The sequence below is a fragment of the Pontibacter sp. LHS1 genome, assembly GCF_058932855.1.
Map to the genome: position 1 here is coordinate 321630 of NZ_JBZYWF010000001.1, position 18232 is coordinate 339861.

General features: G+C 53.9%; 15 protein-coding genes. 4 read left to right on the top strand and 11 right to left on the bottom strand.

The features are described 5' to 3' along the window. The first annotated feature begins 16 nt into the window (after positions 1-16). Together AC5FXQ_RS01385 and AC5FXQ_RS01390 are read left to right on the top strand one after the other, a co-directional pair. Positions 17-730: an endonuclease/exonuclease/phosphatase family protein gene (locus AC5FXQ_RS01385; RefSeq protein ID WP_493600713.1), complete on the top strand. Its 714-nt coding sequence runs from the start codon at positions 17-19 to the stop codon at positions 728-730. A gap of 141 nt (positions 731-871) precedes the next feature. Beyond that, on the top strand, positions 872-4165 hold the full coding sequence (locus AC5FXQ_RS01390; RefSeq protein WP_493600714.1) for an amidohydrolase family protein: 3294 nt from the start codon (positions 872-874) through the stop codon (positions 4163-4165). A gap of 59 nt (positions 4166-4224) precedes the next feature. Here the strand turns inward: AC5FXQ_RS01390 and AC5FXQ_RS01395 are convergent, their stop codons facing one another. After that, positions 4225-5415 (bottom strand): serine hydrolase domain-containing protein, encoded by a 1191-nt coding sequence (locus AC5FXQ_RS01395; protein WP_493600715.1) that lies wholly within the window; start codon positions 5413-5415, stop codon positions 4225-4227. Positions 5416-5542: 127 nt separating this feature from the next. Here AC5FXQ_RS01395 and AC5FXQ_RS01400 point away from each other — a divergent pair, with 127 nt between their 5' ends. After that, entirely contained in the window at positions 5543-6142 is a 600-nt protein-coding gene (locus AC5FXQ_RS01400) for a DsbA family oxidoreductase (RefSeq protein WP_493600716.1), read from the top strand. A gap of 62 nt (positions 6143-6204) precedes the next feature. Here the strand turns inward: AC5FXQ_RS01400 and AC5FXQ_RS01405 are convergent, their stop codons facing one another. The 3 genes from AC5FXQ_RS01405 to AC5FXQ_RS01415 form a co-directional block, all read right to left on the bottom strand. Continuing rightward, positions 6205-7029 carry a tellurite resistance TerB family protein gene (locus AC5FXQ_RS01405; protein WP_493600717.1) on the bottom strand — a complete coding sequence of 275 codons (825 nt, stop codon included), beginning with the start codon at positions 7027-7029 and terminating at the stop codon, positions 6205-6207. 69 nt (positions 7030-7098) lie between these two features. After that, positions 7099-8313, bottom strand: a complete 1215-nt coding sequence (locus tag AC5FXQ_RS01410; protein WP_493600718.1) for an amidohydrolase family protein — start codon at positions 8311-8313, stop codon at positions 7099-7101. Between the two features lie 54 nt (positions 8314-8367). Further along, positions 8368-8844 (bottom strand): MarR family winged helix-turn-helix transcriptional regulator, encoded by a 477-nt coding sequence (locus tag AC5FXQ_RS01415; protein WP_493600719.1) that lies wholly within the window; start codon positions 8842-8844, stop codon positions 8368-8370. 209 nt (positions 8845-9053) lie between these two features. Between AC5FXQ_RS01415 and hisC the strand changes: the two genes are divergently transcribed. Further along, the gene (hisC, locus tag AC5FXQ_RS01420) at positions 9054-11207 is read left to right on the top strand and encodes a histidinol-phosphate transaminase (RefSeq protein WP_493600720.1); all 2154 of its coding nucleotides are present in this window, start codon (positions 9054-9056) and stop codon (positions 11205-11207) included. 3 nt (positions 11208-11210) lie between these two features. Here hisC and AC5FXQ_RS01425 read toward each other — a convergent pair whose 3' ends face one another. The 7 genes from AC5FXQ_RS01425 to AC5FXQ_RS01455 all read right to left on the bottom strand — a co-directional run bounded on the left by AC5FXQ_RS01425 (position 11211) and on the right by AC5FXQ_RS01455 (position 18232). Further along, positions 11211-11765, bottom strand: coding sequence for an NUDIX hydrolase (locus AC5FXQ_RS01425; RefSeq protein WP_493600721.1), 555 nt, complete (start codon positions 11763-11765; stop codon positions 11211-11213). A 103-nt stretch (positions 11766-11868) separates the two neighbouring features. Beyond that, entirely contained in the window at positions 11869-12696 is an 828-nt protein-coding gene (locus AC5FXQ_RS01430) for a TIGR04290 family methyltransferase (RefSeq protein ID WP_493600722.1), read from the bottom strand. Between the two features lie 37 nt (positions 12697-12733). After that, positions 12734-13834, bottom strand: coding sequence for a CgeB family protein (locus tag AC5FXQ_RS01435; protein WP_493600723.1), 1101 nt, complete (start codon positions 13832-13834; stop codon positions 12734-12736). Next, positions 13831-14934, bottom strand: coding sequence for a CgeB family protein (locus AC5FXQ_RS01440; RefSeq protein WP_493600724.1), 1104 nt, complete (start codon positions 14932-14934; stop codon positions 13831-13833). Before AC5FXQ_RS01440 ends, AC5FXQ_RS01435 begins: the two co-directional genes overlap by 4 nt. Beyond that, positions 14927-16066 carry a CgeB family protein gene (locus AC5FXQ_RS01445; protein ID WP_493600725.1) on the bottom strand — a complete coding sequence of 380 codons (1140 nt, stop codon included), beginning with the start codon at positions 16064-16066 and terminating at the stop codon, positions 14927-14929. The genes AC5FXQ_RS01440 and AC5FXQ_RS01445 overlap by 8 nt, the downstream gene beginning before the upstream one ends. A 17-nt stretch (positions 16067-16083) precedes the next feature. Further along, a complete protein-coding gene (locus AC5FXQ_RS01450; RefSeq protein WP_493600726.1) occupies positions 16084-17199 on the bottom strand; it encodes a glycosyltransferase family 4 protein in 1116 nt (371 codons plus the stop codon). Next, positions 17189-18232 (bottom strand): Gfo/Idh/MocA family protein, encoded by a 1044-nt coding sequence (locus AC5FXQ_RS01455; RefSeq protein WP_493600727.1) that lies wholly within the window; start codon positions 18230-18232, stop codon positions 17189-17191. The genes AC5FXQ_RS01450 and AC5FXQ_RS01455 overlap by 11 nt, the downstream gene beginning before the upstream one ends.

Consider the following 18232-nt stretch of genomic DNA (forward strand, 5'->3'; position numbering starts at 1 on the left):
TCAATCAATTGAAGAAATGAAGATCGTAACATGGAACTGCAATGGCGCTTTAAGGAACAAATTTGAGCATTTGTCAAGCTTTGAAGCTGACATTTACATCATACAAGAGTGTGAGGCCCCTGAGCGGTCCCGCCACCCAGCTTACATGGCTTGGGCAAAAAATCATATCTGGATTGGCGATACCAAGAATAAGGGGCTCGGTATTTTCGCAACTCAGCACATAAAAATGGAGCCACTGGATTGGAGTAATACTTATCAGGGTCATACGGTAAAGCACTTTTTGCCATGCAGGATCAACGATATGTTTGATCTTTTAGGGGTTTGGACGCACCTGAATAACTCTCCGAACTTCGGCTACATCGGCCAGTTGTGGAAGTACCTTCAAGTGAACAAGCAACACTTCAAGCAAACTTTGATTGCGGGAGATTTTAACAGCAATACCACTTGGGACCAATGGGATAGGTGGTGGAATCACTCTGATGTAGTTAAAGAATTGGAAGAACTGGGAATAAGAAGTTTATACCATCTGTATCTCAAAGAAGAACAAGGAAAAGAGTCTCAACCTACCTTCTTCTTTCACCGAAAACTGGAGAGGCCCTACCATATCGATTATGTATTTGGCAGCAGAGAATTTTCAGATAGTCTGACTAAGATTGAGATTGGCGATGTAGAACTGTGGTTAAAAGTTAGCGATCATTTGCCAGTTAGTTGTGAGTTTGAGTTACATTGAGATCAGTTCATTCTGTAGGGACAGGTCGCGATGTGTCCGAATCGTGCACAGGTAATCATCCACTTTAAACCTTTTCTGATTTCTCCACTCAAATCCTTAAATTTGAGAATCTAAACTAATCTAATCGACAAACACCCTGTCATGAAGAAGCATACCTATCTGAGTATGTTCCTGGCGGCGGCGCTTGCCTTACCTTTGGGCACAGCCACGGCGCAGGACAAAAAAGACAATAAGTGGAACGTGGAAGAAGCCCGCGGTCCGCAAAAAGAAATTACCGTAACAACCGACGAAGGCACCTGGATGAGCGTGGACGTAAGTCCGGACGGCAAGGAGATTGTGTTCGACATGCTCGGCGACATCTACATCATGCCTATGTCCGGTGGCAAGGCCAAGTTGCTCCGCAGCGGACGTGCCTACGAGGTGCAGCCCCGCTTCAGCCCCGACGGCAAGTTCATCTCCTTCACTTCCGATGCGGGTGGCGGCGACAACATCTGGGTGATGAAGCGCGACGGTTCTGACGCCAAGCAAATCACCAAAGAGAACTTCCGGCTTCTGAACAACGCCGTTTGGACGCCTGACGGGGAGTACCTGATTGCCCGCAAGCACTTCACAGCCTCCCGTTCGCTGGGTGCCGGTGAGATGTGGATGTACCACAGATCAGGCGGTAGCGGCGTGCAGCTGACCAAGCGCAAAAATGACCAGCAGGACGCTGGTGAGCCCGTGGTGTCGCCTGACGGCAAGTATGTGTACTTCTCTGAAGACATGAGCGGCGGCTCTACCTTCGAGTACAACAAAGACCCGAATGGCCAGATCTACGTGATTCGTCGCGTAGACCGCAACACAGGCGAGATCGAGAACGTGGTGACCGGAAACGGCGGTTCGGTTCGTCCGGTGATCTCCCGCGATGGCAAGCAGCTGGCTTTTGTCCGCCGCGTGCGTACCAAATCTGTCCTCTTCATCCACGACCTGAAAACAGGTGAACAGTGGCCGATCTACGACCAGCTGAGCAACGACCAGCAGGAAGCATGGGCCATTTTTGGGGTATACCCATACTTCTCATGGACGCCTGACAACAAGAGCCTGGTGTTCTGGGCCAATGGCAAGATCAATAAGATCGATGTAGCCAGCCAGAAAGTAACCAACATACCTTTCGAAGCAACCGCCACGCACCACATCGCCGAAGCCGTTCGCCACGACTTCAGCAAGGAAGGCGTTTCGCCGGCGCAGTTCACCGCCAAGGCCATCCGCCATGCTGTGACTTCACCTGACGGCAAGCTACTCGTGTTCAACGCAGCTGGTCATATTTACAAAAAAGAACTGCCAAACGGCAAGCCCGAGCGTGTGACCAATGGCAAGGACTTCGAATTCTACCCGGCTTTCTCGCCAGATGGCAAGACGCTCGTGTTCTCTACCTGGGACGATGAGAACCTGGGTGCTTTGGTGAAAGTGGACATCCGCAAGAAGAACGCAAAACCAGTTAAACTGACATCTGAGAAAGGCTTCTATACCAACGCCTCTTTCTCGCCAAACGGTAAGCTAATCGTGTATAGCAAAGACGGCGGTAACAACCACATGGGCTATGCGCATGGCAACGAGCGCGGCACCTACTACATGACAGCCGACGGCAAAAACCCGAAACTGATCCAGAAAAACGGTTTCAATCCGCTGTTTAACGCTTCGTCTGACCGCATTTTCTTTACGGCTGGCGGAGGTGGTAAGTATACCTTCAAGAGCGTGGACCTGAACGGCAACCATGAACGTACCCACTATACCTCTACCTATACCGACCAGTTCTACCCAAGCCCGGATAACAAGTGGCTGGCGTTTGTGGAGCTGTTCAACGGCTATGTTGTGCCATTCTCGGCTAACGGGGCAGGTATGGAACTGAGCGCGGAGACCAAGGCTGTTCCGGTTGCCCGCTTCACCAAAGACGCCGGCACGAGCGTGCATTGGTCAGGCGACAGCAAGAAAGTAAACTGGGTGCTGGGCGATGAGTACTTCTCCAACGACCTGAAAGACCGTTTTGCTTTCCTGGAAGGGGCTCCGGAAAAGCTGCCTGCCATCGATACGACAGGTATAAAGATTGGGCTGGAGTTCAAGACAGACGCTCCGCAAGGCAAAGTAGCCTTCACCAACGCCCGCATCATTACCATGAAGGGCGATGAAGTGATTGAAGGCGGTACGATCATAATCGATGGCAACCGCATTGTATCGGTAGGCAAAGGTATAGCCGTGCCGAAAGACGCCAAAGTGATCGACGCCAGCGGCAAGACCATTATGCCAGGTATAGTAGACGTACATGCGCACCTCGGTACCTTCCGCAACGGCATGAGCCCGAAACAACAATGGTCCTATCTGGCTAACCTGGCTTACGGTGTAACGACCACGCACGACCCGTCTTCTACTACAGAGATGGTGTTCAGCCAGTCTGAAGCCGTGAAGGCAGGCCACATGGTAGGTCCTAGAATCTATTCAACAGGTACAATCCTGTACGGAGCTGATGGTAACTTTAAAGCCGTGATCAATAGTCTCGATGATGCCCGTTCGCACCTGCGCCGCATTCAGGCTGCCGGTGGTTTCTCTGTGAAGAGCTACAACCAGCCTCGCCGTGAGCAACGCCAGCAGGTGATTCAGGCTGCCCGCGAACTGGACATGACCGTGGTGCCGGAAGGTGGTTCTACCTTCTTCCACAACATGAGCATGATCCTAGATGGTCACTCCGGTATTGAGCACAACATCCCGATCGCACCACTCTACAAAGACGTGGTAGAAGTTTGGAAAGCCTCCAAAACCGGCTATACCCCTACCCTGATTGTGAACTATGGCGCTACCAGCGGCGAGTACTACTGGTACCAGAACACCAAGGTATGGGAGAAAGAAAGACTCCTGAAGTTCACACCGCGCTCTGTGATCGATGGTCGCTCACGCTTTGTGATGCAGGTGCCGGACGAAGAGTACCGCAACGGTTACTTCAAAACATCTGAAGCCTGCAAGGCCCTGACTGATGCCGGCGTGAAAGTAAACCTCGGTGCCCACGGACAGCTGCAAGGCCTTGGCGCGCATTGGGAACTTTGGATGCTGCAGCAAGGTGGCATGACCAACATGGAAGCCCTGCGTGCCGCGACCCTGAACGGTGCGGAGTATCTGGGCATGGGCAAAGAGATCGGCTCCCTGGAAACTGGCAAACTGGCCGACCTGATCGTGCTGGACCAGAACCCACTGGAGAACATCCAGAACTCGGAGCACGTGCGCTACACCATGGTAAACGGCCGTCTGTTTGATGCCGCTACTATGAACGAAGTAGGCAACTACGACCGCAAGCCGGGCAAATTCTGGTGGGAAAACAACAAGTACGCCACCGCCTTTGACTGGCACGAAGGCACCGACACCCGCTTCGAAGGTATAGCTGGCGAGCATTGCACCTGCCGTCATTAATCGATAAGGTATAAGCTGAAACAAAACGAGCCGACTCAAAAGAGTCGGCTCGTTTTGTTTTATTCCTTCACCGCTGCCAGCACCCGTTTAATCAACTCATCCGGATTCCCATTATGCCAACGCCACACAATCACAATATCATGCTCCGGGTCAACCCAGATGGTATTCTGCCCGGCGCCTAAGGCGGCATAGCTGGTAGTCGGGGCGCTTGGCCAGGCTTTGCCTTCGGTGTTGAGCCACCACAAATAGCCGTAGTCCGGACCAACAGGTCCCCGAGAGGTAGTCGCTTCCTTCACCCAGCCTTCTGACACGATTTGCCTATCTTTCCAGCGACCGTTGCGCAGGAAAAGGTAACCAAAGCGGGCTTCGTCGCGGGCGTTGATCCAGAGACCGCCGCCCCAGCGGGTACCGCCGCTTACCGAGGGCATGCGCTTGCCGTCTATCTCCACATAGGAATTGCGGTAAGGCACGTACTGCCACGTGTTGGATGCATCAATCAGATCCATCACTTCATCTTCGAAAACCTCAGGCAAAGGCTTCTTCCAGAGGCGCAGCAGTGACAAGGCAAAACGGTTGATGCGCACGTCGTTGTACTCGTAGTAGGTGCCTGGCTCCTGCAGCTCACGTGGTTTACGTTCACCACGGCCGTATTCTTCCTTGCCCACAAAGTCGTGTTTCTTACCCCACAACTCGCCTTCCCATTCGCTGGTCTGCCGCACGTGGTGCTCCCAGGTTACCTTGCGGTTTTGCTCCGAATCATAGCCGCCGTCCTGTACATAATTCGCCACCGGGTCTTGAATGTCTTTGATCATGCCGCGGTCAATCGTTATGCCCAGTATAGTGGAGAGCACGCTTTTAGCCACGCTATAGGTGGGGTCTACCCGCTCCGTCTCGCCCCACTCTGCCACAATGTAGCCGTTCTTGAGGATGACACCGTTGGTACTGGCTCTGTCATTAGGTATAGGGCCGAGCATTTTGCCGAAAATCTCCTCTTGCGTGGAGAAGTCCTTGGGCATTTGGGTAGTTTCCTGCTGTTTGGCCCAGGCCACCGCCTCCTGCAGCAGCGCAGCGTCCATACCTAACTGTTCCGGCTGCTTCTTTTCCCAATCATCCCCTTTGCCCGGGTAGTATACTTTCTCTTCGGCTTGTTGTGCGCCTGAGGCTGCGGTAGTTTGCTGCGGTTGTTGCTGACAGCTACCAATGCCCAGTGTCAGGGCGAGCGCCAGGTATAGGAACTTGTTTTTTAGCATCGTGTCTGGTGAGTTTAGAAAATGTCCTTAAAACTACTTAAAGAAAGGTATAAAGCTAGTCTGGCAACTCCACTTTAAACAAAAGGCAGGGCCATGTGGTAGAATAAAGTTCACAAAGAGAAATAACATGCTACAGATAAAAGTATATTCAGATTACGTTTGCCCCTACTGCTTCTTTGGTGAGCAGGTGCTCGAAAAGGCTTTGCGAGGTATAGAGGATCAGGTACAGGTGGAGTGGATGCCTTTTGAGCTGCGTCCTTACCCGAACCCTACGCTCAAACCAGAGGGCGAGTATTTGCAGTCGACCTGGGAGAGTTCAGTCTACCCCATGGCAAAGCAACTCGGCATACACATCGTGCTACCCAAAGTATCGCCGCAGCCTTACACGCATCTGTCGTTCGAAGGCTATCAGTATGCGCAGGAACAGGGAAAAGGCGAGGCGTATACCCACCGCATGTTCACAGCCTTTTTTCAGGAAGAACAGGATATCGGAGATGTAGAAGTGCTCACGAAACTAGCTGGTGAAGTAGGCCTGGATGAAGAGGAATTCCGGCAGGCGCTGGAGTCGCGCAGGTATAAGGAGGCACACCAAAAGGCGCTACGCCATGCTTACGAGGAAGCAGGTATACAGGCTGTCCCGACCTTTATTATTGCAGACAAAATGGTGCGGGGACTCCTGCGGGAAGAGGACCTGAGAAGGCTTATAAAATTAGAGCTGGAGGTGTAGCACCCCCAGCCCTGTTTCTGTTTTATACCTGCACATCAGGTATAGTGCATGTCGGGATCTACCTACCAGCTCGTACCGCCGCCCCGTTTGTTGCCACCAAGCAGACCTCCTAGTAAACCACCCAGTCCGCCGGAGCCCATGCTGCCGTAGCGGTTCCGGCCATTCAGCCCGCCCAGCACCGATGCCATGGAGCCAAGGCCGCTAGTAGAGCGTCTGCCGCCACCCATCAGGCCGCCCCGGCCCATCATCATGCCGCCGAGCAGACCTCCCAGCAGGCCGCCGCCCATACCGCCCATCATGCCCCCACGGCGGCGTCTGCCACCACTCATCATGCGGGCCAGCACAATAGGCGCTGCTATACCTAGTATACCCTGCACCATCTGCGGCGATATACCAGCGTTCTTAAACATGTCGCTGAAGCCGTTTTTGTTCACAAAGTCCGGAGCGCTCGGGTCTTCTCCATGCTGCTGCGCCTCATCCGCCTTGTTTACGAACTGCTCCAGCAGACTATACTGCTTCTGGTCCACCCCCAAATAGGTGGCCATTTCCTGTATCCGCTTCTGCTCCTCCTGGGTATAATCGCCATCGGCCTTGGCAAAACTGATGATATCGGTAATGAAAGAGAAGCGCAATTCACTCCGCTTGAGCACATCCAGCACCCGCTGCACGCTGATCTGCGAAGGATTTTTAGCAATCGAGATCACCTCCTCCTCCACGTTCTCCGGCATCTCGGCTGCTTCGCTGAGTACCCTCAGAAATTCAAGTTCTTCCTCAGAAGCGTATCCGTCAGCAGAGGCGATGGAAGCAAGCGCGGCCAGGTAGGCGCCCTTCTCTTCCATGGTATAATCTTTTAACAAGGTGGTTTGGTCCTGTTCCATAGTTTTCATGTAAGTGTGCCATGGTTAAACGAAGCGCAGCAGGGGTGGGTTAGTCAGGTTTATCCTTAATTTTCTGACTCAGCCTCTCCTGCTCTCATGCGTCACACTATTTATGATATAGCGCAGAGCCGGATGCTCCCCGAAAATAGATGGGTTAAACCGCAGTTCCTTATTATCGGGGTGGTGCAGCGTGCGCTTGAGCACCAGGTCGAATAGCAGTGGGTTTTTGGTGTAGACCTCGTTGAGCGGTTCCACATGCTCCTGCTCCAGGTAGTTCATCTGGGCCAGCAGTTTAGTAGATACCACGGCATTGATAGCGGGCAATGGATAGTCGCTGCCGTTGATGAGGCGGTGGTGCAGGTCCTGCCGCTCCAGTATGGCTTTAAGAGGCTCCCCTTGCCGGTTAATCTGAATCAGGGCCGAAATATCGCCGAAGAGTTGCCCTTCGTACTGTGGATCATCCACCAGGCGCAGGAAGAGCTTGTAGTTCTTTTCTTTGGGCTTCTTCTCTTCCTCTATATCTTCATTATCTCCCAATGCGCCGCAGTGGGCCATAATAATCTTCACGCCCTTCTCCAATGGACTGCGGAACAGGAGCGGGTTACCCAGGTGCTGCAGTCCGATCACTTTCAGGGCATCTTCGTCGCCGGTGTGGGTGAGCAGCACCATGTCGTGCTCCACCATCTTGGCGTAAAAAGCATCGCACCTGGAACTAGAGGCGTCGATGTTCATTTCGTTCGGGATCCACTTCACCACCCGCACCCCTCTGCTGGCCCACTTCTCCAGTTCTGCCACAGCATCGGTCCGGTAGGGATGCACCGATATGCAGGGAATCAATTCATCGGGATGCTGCTGGCATACCTCCAGCACATAGTCGTTGGGCACGTATACCTTCGTGTTGTCCAGGTTTTCGTTTCCTGCTTCGTTGTAGGCTTTGTCGAGCGCCAGTACCATACATTTTGTCGGGAAAGGCATGTGCCGGATCAGGGTGAGGAACCTTTGCAGGTACTGCTGGTCTGCCTGCTCTCTGTCTTCTATACCTGAGGCGCTCAGGTATACATGAAACTTGGTTTTATCTTCCGGATGAAAGAAGCTTTCCATATCCGGGTTTACCCAAATGCCCGAGTTGCTGTTGCCGAGCCCCAGCATGTGCGTGTGGTAGTCGATCACTACATCGCCGGGTATTCCCTCGTAAGCCGCCTCTATCAAATGACGAGCCTCCGGGCTCAGCGCCACGTTCTCCGGATCCTGCTCAAAGTCCCCTGCTAGTTTGTCTATTATCTTTCCTGCCATAGTCTTCTGGATGTATTGTTTAGATAAGACTACGGCCCCCGAAAAACATAGGGTTTAACCAGCATCTTTGGCTGAAGACTGCTCCCTCACCCGGTCCAGTGTATCGCTCAGGTGTTGCGCATCTTCAGCCGACAAGTTCTTAAATGTGTCTTCTTCGAGCTGCTTCATCAGTGGGTCTAGCTTGTCGAGCAGCTCCATCCCCTTGTCTGTGATGGCGATCTCTACCTTGCGTCTGTTTTGCTCGCAAAGCTCTCGGGTAACCAGCCCCTTCAGGCGCAGCTTCTCAACCAGGCGGGTGGCATTGCTCATGCGGTTCAGCATTCGCTCCTGTATGGCAAAGAGGTTGATGGGCTTGCCCTGCTGCCCCCGGAGGATGCGCAGCACATTGTACTGCTGTGAAGAAATGTCATAGGGCTTGAGCAGGCTGTCGACCCTTGCCATCATCCACTCACCCGTGAACATCAGATTCAGGGAGGCTTTCTGATAAGGGCTCCTGAAGTTTGGCATCTTTAATTCATGTTCTAACTTCATATCGAAAATGTCTAAAATAGGGTGCAATAACGCTTGCAATAATTGTATATACAACATTTTCAGTCAATTAGTTACTCTGCCTTAAAGCGCACTTTTCACCAATTTAACTTTGGTATTATTTTTTTATGCTTAAACCGTATCCAGAGTATAATATGCATTTTTGAATTGCTATATTGCAATGCTAAATAGTGTGCCGCAACAATCTGTCTATGGAAAATAAACGCCTCCCTTATCAGGCTGCTACCAATGAAAACCTGTTTGGATCATCTCCACAGGTACTGGCTGCCATGCAACAAGCCCTCACCAGCATACATGGCTACCCAACACCTGATGCAGCCGACCTGCGACACGCACTGGCTAAGAAACTGGGAGTACAGGCAGATGAGATTACAGTAGGCAGCGGTTCGGCGGAGTTGATTTCGCTGCTCGTGCGCCGCTTCTGCGGTCACGACAAAGATGGAGAAGTGCTGACTTTCACGCCCTCCTATCCACTGTATTGCCAGGAAGCCCGTGCACTGCGCATCCCCTGCACCGAAATTCCACTTACAAGTGCTTTCCGGATCGACATGCAGGCCTTTATGCGCCAGCTACGCCCTTCCACCCGACTCTGTTTCATCTGCAACCCTAACAACCCAACCGGCACATACCTGACAACTGCTGAGCTGGAGCAGGTGCTCGACCATATTCCTGCACATGTGACCGTTGTAGTTGATGAGGCTTATATAGAATATGTTACGGCTCCTGATTGTGCTGATGCCGTGGCGATGCTCCCCCGCTATCATAACCTGGTAGTGTTACGCACCTTCTCCAAGGCCTATGGACTAGCCTCTGTCCGCATCGGGTACATGATCGCGCAGCGGCACCTGATTGAGCAGGTACACGAAGTAAAACAACCCTACAATGTGAACCAGCTGGCTCAGGTTGCCGCACTGGCTGCTCTGGATGACGAGAACTTCCTGCACATGACCCTGGAAGCCACACAGGCCGGCAAAACCAAGCTGGAGCAGGCGCTGCAAAGGATAGGCGTACAGTTTTGGCCATCACAAGGCAATTTTCTGCTGCTGGATGCCGGAGGTTACAGTGCCGATGACATACACAGTTACCTGCTTGCCAACAACATCCTGGTGCGCCGGGCCGACCACCATACCTTGCGCCTGACTATCGGGCCTGACGAACATCAGTTATACCTCCTGCAAATGCTACAAGAACTGCTACATCCTTCCCGCGTATACGCCACACAACCCCTGCTGGCTCAAGTGCTTGACCTGGGCTACCAGGTGCAGGACCAACCTGAAGAGGCCGCAGCCAATACGCATGATTTGCTGAACAGAGCCGCTGAACAGACTGGTGCAGAAGGCCGCATTGCGCAGGCATTTGCACGGGCTTTGGCATTGCGTTGTCAGCAAAGCACATCGAAAGCGTCAGGCAACTTATATGCCTCTAACTTTGGGGAAATGGACATGATCGCGGCCTTTAATGTGCTGGTTACAGCTACGCCGCTGGTTACTTTCGGGCATCGCTTTGCTAATCACGCTATACTTTCTGCCATTGCCGGTAAGGCATCGGTATACCTGCTCGACTTAGGTATAGGCAGCGGCTTGCAGTGGTTCCACCTGATGGAGCAGCTGGCAGCTCTGCCGGGCGAGCGTCCTGTTTTGCACCTCACAGGCATCGATATACCGGATGGCAGCAACCCTGATCCGGCTTACAAGCTACAGGCTACTGGTTCCCGCCTGAGCGCGCACGCCGAGCGGTTAGGCCTGGACTTCAGCTATACCTATGTGGCAACCCGCCTGGAGGACTTTGATTTGCAGTCACTGGAGATTGACGCTTCCCATACCCTGATCGTGAACGCGGCTCTTACCCTGCACCACCTCGCCGATGAATTGGTGTCTATACCTGACCAGCGTGATCGGGTACTGCAGCAGATCCGGGCGCTGCGTCCGCAGTTGCTCACCCTGACAGAACCCGACTCAGAACATAACCGCCTTGACTTCCTGCCACGCCTGCGCGAGTCGCTGCGTCACTACCATACCGTGTTTGATGTGCTGGACACGCTGTTACCAGCCGATATGCCAGAGCGCCGTGTGATTGAGCAGGAGTTTTTTGGCAGGGAGATTCTCAATGTGGTAGCTTTTGAGGGGAGCGACAGAGTAGAGCGCCATGAACGGCTGGATGCCTGGCAGCACCGCCTGACACGCAATGGGTTTAAACCAGCTCCATGCCAGATAGCAGCAGCCCAGATACACCAGGAGCTGGACCTGCACCCACAATTCAGCCTCGCCCCACACACAGCAGGCTTTACCTTACACTGGAAAGGCATCAACATCATAGCAGCCACTGCCTGGCAGGTAGATCAGTAAACACTAAACACCCAGCTTCCGGAGGGCGAGCAGGCAGAGTGCAATGGAGCCGGCCACATTGACCTGGCCACTCAGGATCATCTGCTCCACCTCCTGCAGAGGCACTTTCAGGACCTCGATATGCTCACTCTCATCGAGATCCTGAGCGGCTACTTCACGCACGTTGCGGGCGATGTAATAGTAAATCTTATTCGTGTCTTTGGTCGGATTGTCGATCACCTGCAGCACAGGTTCTATTTCGTCGGTGGTATAGCCGGTCTCCTCGAGCAATTCCCTTTTTGCTGCCTCCAGTGGGTTCGTTTCATGCGCATCGATCACGCCACCGGGCAGTTCAATAAAGATATCGGCAGCGGCATGCTTGTACTGGCGCACAAACAGCACGTGTCCGTCCTCTGTCAGCGGGAACGTCAACACCACATCCGGCCGCACGCTCACAAAGTAGTCGTCCATCACATGCCCGTTGGGCAGCTCCACGTGGTCGCGGCGCAGGGTGTACCATTTGTGTTCAAATACCACCTGCGACTTCAGCGTCTTCCAGCGTTCTATTCCTTTTTTCATTTTATCAGTCATCGTATAGCGCTCAGGTATAGCGCATCAAAAATTTGCCACGCATGTTACATTGGTGCAGCATGCGTGGCAAAGGTATGTAATACAAGCTTTGTTATTTCTGTCCGTTGGCTCCTGAAACCATGTACTGGTTTTTATCTTCCACTTTCGCCTTCACCGCCTCGGTCCAGTCCTGGCCGGTGGCTGACAGGTACTCCGACTGATTCCACTGTTGCTGTTGCTGCAGTTCCTCATCCAGTTCCAGCACATAGACTTCGTGGCCCGGACGCTGCACCACCCGCAAGCCGCAGGTGCGCATCATCGCCTCGATGGCGGCATGGTTGGGCGCCCACCAGTTGGTGATATCCCCCGCCATTTTCTTTTCTATGAAAGCCATCTTCGGCCAACTCTCATCCAGCATCCGCTGCCGGTCGTGTAGCCCGAAATCATCAGGCACCTCAGCGACCTCCGCACCTGGCATAGTGAGCGTCTGAAACACCATCATGCGGCGCAGTTTCTGTGAGAGGATGTCTAAAGACAGGAGCGGGTAACGCAGGTGGTAAAGCACGCCCATGTACCAGATCAGGTCGAACTTGCGGTCAAGACGGGCTACGTCGTATACCTGCATCTGGCGAAATTCGATTTTATCTTCCAGCCCGAACTTTTTGGCCGCCCATTCTGCCTGCCGCAGGTAGTGCGGGTCCACGTCTATACCTAGCACATTTGCGCCACGCTTGGCCAGCTCAATGGAGTAAAAGCCAGCATTGCAGCCAATGTCCAGCACTTCCCAGCCTGACAGGTCGGCAGGTATAACCGGCGCCAGCTCTTTCCATTTGAAGGCCGGGAAATCACCCAGCCGGTGGTTTGGCGCCGTCTGCTCCCCACCCGGCAGGTGCAGGTTGTGAAACCATGGCCCCAGTGCCTCTATCTCCTCCTCGATCATGTAGCTTGCTTTTTAGTGGATAAGTGAAAGCATACGTTCAGCTAGTTACCGACAGCTGCTCTTCACCCAAAGTATTCAGTGACATCAGTTCGGCAGCGTAGCTCTCCAGCTCCTGTGCCCGGTGGGCGGCCGTGTGCTGCGAGAGCACCTTTTTGCGGGCCCTCGAGCCAATGTTCTTGCGCTCGGTGTTGCAGATCTCCCGCAGGTAGCGTAAGGTATCGGCAGCAGAGTAGGATACCAATATCTCCGAGTCGAAGTCGAAAAGCGTGTCCAGTCCTTCCCAGTAGTCTGAGATGATCGGGGTGCAGCAAGCGGCGGCTTCGAACAGGCGCACACTAGGTGCGTAACCCGCCTTGATCATATCGGCGCGGGTGATGTTCATCGTGAAGCGCTGGCTGTTATAAAAGGCGCGATGCTCGGCTGGAGGCAAATGGTGAATGTGCTGCGTATTGGCAGGCCATTTTACACTTTCCGGATACTGCGGCCCTGCCACCACAAAGCGGCCGTCAGACCACTCTCTTGCCGCATCCAGCATCAGCTTCTCGAGCGGTGGCTGGCGGTCGTCGGAGTAGGTGCCGAGGTAGCCCAGGTCCCATTTTATCTCACGGTACTCGTGGTAGTACAGCTCCGGATCGAAGGAACAGTAAAGTACACGTGCCTTCGGTGAACCGTACTTCTGCTCCAGCAGGTCCAGGGTAGGCCCGCCGGTGAAGGACAGGTATAGGTCGTAACGCGGGATCAGGTCCGGATGCAGGTACTCATAGTCCTGCCGCTCCAGCTTGGCCAGCGTGACCGGCGTATCGATGTCGTAAAATGCCTTGATGCCTTGCGCTGTGCTGCAAACCCACTCCCCTACCGGCACACCCTCCGGCACGTAAGAGCCCACGATCACCATATCGGCCTCCCGCACCTGCTCAGTGAATCGCTGCTTCAGGTCGTTGAGCGAGGTATAGAGCTCTGTCTGGCAATAGTCGGGGTTGGGCAGGTCGCGGTGGCTGGCGTACCAGGGCACATCGCGCTCCAGGAACAGGATGTGGTGCCCCCGCTTTTGCAGTTCGCGCACGAGCCCGCGGAAGGTAGTGGCGTGGCCATTGCCCCAGGAAGAAGTGATGGAAAGGCCAAGTATTACGATGTTCATGCCAATGCTTCGTCTTGTTGTTTTACTTTAGAATACAGTAGTTGCTCCAGCTGCTCTGCGCGATGGCTGTAGGTGTGGGCGTCAAGCACTTTCTTATAGGCTGCTTCGCCTATTCGTGTGGCCTCTTCGTCGGTCAGTTCGGCCAGTATGGCGGCTACTTCAGCTCCACTCTTTGCTACGAGTATTTCCTCGCCCGGTTGGAAGAAGAAGTCTATCCCTTCCCAATAATCTGTGATAATACAAGCTCCGGCTCCGGCTGCCTCAAATACACGGGTAGCCGGCGAGAAACCATAGCGGGCCATGCTCTCGCGGCTGATGTTAAGCACTGCTTTTGGAGTACAGTTGAAGGCGTTGTGATCTTTGGTATACACATGGCCAATGTAGGTTACGTTTTCGCTCATCGGCTTGTCGCCCCAGCCACTGCCCCCAATGATGAATTTCTTGTCGGGTGTAGCCGCGGCAGGATTCAGAAAAAACTCTTCGACACGCGCCTCGCGGTCAGGCAGGCGGTTACCAAGGAACGCCAGGTCGCAGGCAAAGCGCTCTTCCGGCTCCACCGGAAAATGTGTGGCCGTGTCCAAAGCATTGTAGATCGGTACACAGCGTTTGGCACCCAATGCTTCATAAGCCTTCACAACCGGGTCGCCACCGCCATAGGTCAGCACCATGTCATACTGTGGGATCAGCGGCAGGAACGGATCGGTGAGGTTGTTGTGCACACGGTCGAGGGTAGCGGGCGCGTCAACGTCCCAGAACACCACCAGTCGCTCCGGCGTCTGCAGCTTAAGCATCTCGCGCTCCAGTAGCTCGTCAAACACGCCCACACCGCTGGCTTTTACCACCATATCAGCTTCTGCTGCCTGCTCCAGGCACTGGTATACGGCTTCCTCTGTGGCTTCATACACCACTACCTTCGCCCAATCCGGGTCTGGCATGTCGCGGTTCTGCTGACGGTCGTAAGCATCCGGCTCATAGAAAGTAACCGAGTGTCCGCGCTCGTTGAGGGCACGCACAATGCCACGGTAGTAGGTGGCTGCTCCATTCCAGTAAGCCGACACGAGGCTGGAGCCAAAGAAAGCAATGTTGAGTTTCTTATTCATCTTGCAGCACTTGTTCTGTTGGGGTGAGGTAGATTTTTGAGGTTTCGATGCCCAGCTCTTCGCACACTTTCTCCAGCTCGTTGACACGGTGGGCACAGGTATGGCGGTTGCGGATGGTCTGCAGTCCACGCTCCGACAGCTCACTGGCTTTGGCAGGGTCCTTCAGTACCGCCTGCAGCTGCTGTTTCATTTCCTCCCCTGTTCTGGCCACCAGGAAGTCTTGTCCTGGCGTGAAGAGATTTTCCGCATCCTCCCAGGGCGAAGAGATCAAAGGTATACCACAAGCCATGGCCTCGAACGGACGGATGGTCGGTATACCTGGCAGCGCCTCCACATAGGGTCTGCGCGGCACATGTACCGTTACTTTATATCGGGCAAATTCTTCAGCTGCCTTGTAGTTCGGCAACCAGCCGCCGTACTCGATACCGGCATCTGCCAGTGCCTCCAGCGCGTGCTTCGGATAGCGCACACCGTAGATCTTAGCTTTCAGCCCCAGCTCTTTTACCGGATTGATCAGGAACTCGTGTAGCTCTGCCGTCCGCTCCTCATCGCCCCAGTTGCCGATCCAGATCAGGTCACCTTCTTTCTCAGCCTGCTCGTGCGGGTAGAAAACAGAAGTGTCGGCCGCCTCATGCCAGGTCCAGGCGCGGGAGGTCCAGCCCTCCTGCAGGTATAGGTCCCGGATCACCTGCCCAAATGCCAATACACCATCGTAATGCGTGAGGTCGTAATTGGCCATGCTCTCGCGCTCTGTCACGGCGCGGTGGTGGGTGTCGTGGAAAAGTAGCTTATAGTTGTTTCGGCTGCGGTGCTCGCCCATGCGCTTCACCAGCTCATGTTCGTTCCACTCATGCACCAGCACCAGGTCCTGGTCGCGCAGCACTTCATCCAGATCAAGGCTGTCCAAGGTATAGAAATTGGTGCTAATGCCTGGGTAATAGCGCTGCAGCTCTTCCAGCTTCTCTTCGCCGTAACCTTCGATCAGGTTCTGGAGACTCCAGCCGTTCTTCGGTTCATATACCTGCACATCGTGCCCCCGCTCCTGCAGCTCTCGCACCACGCCACGCAAAAAGTGTGCATTGCCATGGTTCCAGTCAGAGAGGATGGAGTGGTAGAAAAGGGTGATTTTCATTTTTTAATTTTGAAAGTTTAAGCTGCTACTGTTGCTTTGGTCAGCTGCCTGTATAGTTGTGTGTAATCTTCCGCCATCTGATCGGAGGTATAGCCATGAGAGCGCTTCACAGAACGGCAGGCCATGATGTTACGGCAGAATTCATCGTCAATAAGCTTGGTGATGGTGTCGCGTAGATCATCGGCGCTATTAGGATCAACGTAGCGGGCTGCATTGCCCCATATCTCTGCCTGACTCTCTGTTTTGCCCACCACCAGGGCGCAACCTGACATGGCTGCCTCTAAAATAGTTAACCCAAATGGCTCGTATTTGGCTGGCAGGGCATAGATAGAGGCTCTGGACAACCAGTCCGATACTTCTTTGTTAGAAAGTTGACCGAGGAAATGGACGTTCTCCAGCTCCACCTGCTTACCGGTGGCCGGGTGACGGTCTTCACCAGCGATGTATACCGGCCACGACAGTTCCGATGCAATATGGGCCAGCATTGAGATGTTTTTCGCTTCGTCCCATACGCGGCCCATGCTGAACACGAAAGGCTCTTTGCGTCCGAACTGGAAATTATGCTGGCCGCGGCCATTGTACACCACCGAACTCTGCTTGAAAGGCCCATACAGGTCCTCAGCCTGGTGCATCATGGCCTGTGTCGGTGCCACCACGATGTCAGCGGCCTGCAGGCCTTGTTTCACCATGTCGCTGTACTTCTTCCAGCTCCCCGGAGCATCCTCCTGCTTCACGGCACGCCACCACGACAATACGCAGGAATGGACTACCATCAGTACCGGCTTGCCCCAGTCGAGGTGGCCGTGGGCCATACCGTTGAGGTGGATCAGGTCGGGCTGTACCTGGTCACGCAGCTCCAGCAGCCATTGGCCTGCTTTCTCCACATCCTCCCAGGGTTCGTCCATCCACTCCAGCTTGTACTCGCTTTCATATACTGTCAGGTTGCTGATGCTCTCCGCATCCCGGCGCTGGTCCTCGTTCATGGGACCGCCCATAGTTGCCAGCGCTACTTCTGTGCCCTGTGAAGCCAAGGCTCTAACTAATTCCAGTGCGTACGTCCAGACACCGCCTACAGTGTCTGCCGTCATTAAGATTTTTGAAGGATGATGTGCTTCCATAATATTATCTTCCATAAATTTTATCTAATACTGCGGCTACCTTTATGTACTCCTCTGCCTCTTCGCTAAAGCCCTCTCCCTGCTGCAGCCGCTCGGCCCAGGCCACACCGGCTTTGCCGGACCAGTCATCCGGAGGTGAAACCAGACGTTCGGCTTTGGTGCCATAGTAGCGCTCAGCTACAAAGTCGTAAAAGGAACCGTTGATGTTTTTGAAGGCAACGCCGCCTTCGGTGCCGTAGAAAGTGGCGCTGATGATGGCCTCCTGACCGGCAGGCAAATTCCAGGAACAGCTCAGTTGCAGGTGGGTGCCGGTTTCCAGTTCGATGCTGGCAGTGGCATAATCCTCTACTTTGCCCTCGGCCATGCTGATCGGCTTTCCTTTAGAGAACAGGTGGCTTTTCACCTCCGTCACTTCCGGGAAATCCAGACTCCACAGGGCCATATCGATCAGGTGCACGCCCAGGTCGATCACGCACCCGCCACCTGAAAGTTTCGGCTCGTAAAACCAGGCTTTGTCCGGACCATAGGCATTGTGGAACACTAGCTCTACGGCGTAAATTTGCCCTAACTCACCACTTTGCACCACGCTGTATACCTGTTGCATGGCCTTGGTATGGCGGTACGACAGGTCCACACCGAGGAGCTTGTTTTGGCGGCGGGCTGTTTCCACAACTCTTTTGGTCTCCTCCAGATTCCGACCCAGGGGCTTCTGACAAAAAACGGACTTGCCTGCCTCCAGGCTTAAGGTGCTTTGCTCAGCATGAAAGGCACTTGGGGTGGCAATAACCACGCCTTTTACTTCCTCCTGCTCCAGTATGCTTTCCAGCGAGTTCACGATCCGGGCATCGGGGGCAGACTTGATGGCTTCATCGGCATTATTGGCTGCTGTGTCTGCTATATAGGCCACATCGGCCAGGCCACTGTTGGCAATCACTTCCATGCGGTTTCGGCCAATCCAGCCAACTCCAAGGAAGCCGAGTTTCGGTTTTGGGTGAATAGAAGAAGATGCGACAGTTTCCTGTCCGCTGTCTAGTACTGATTCCTGCAT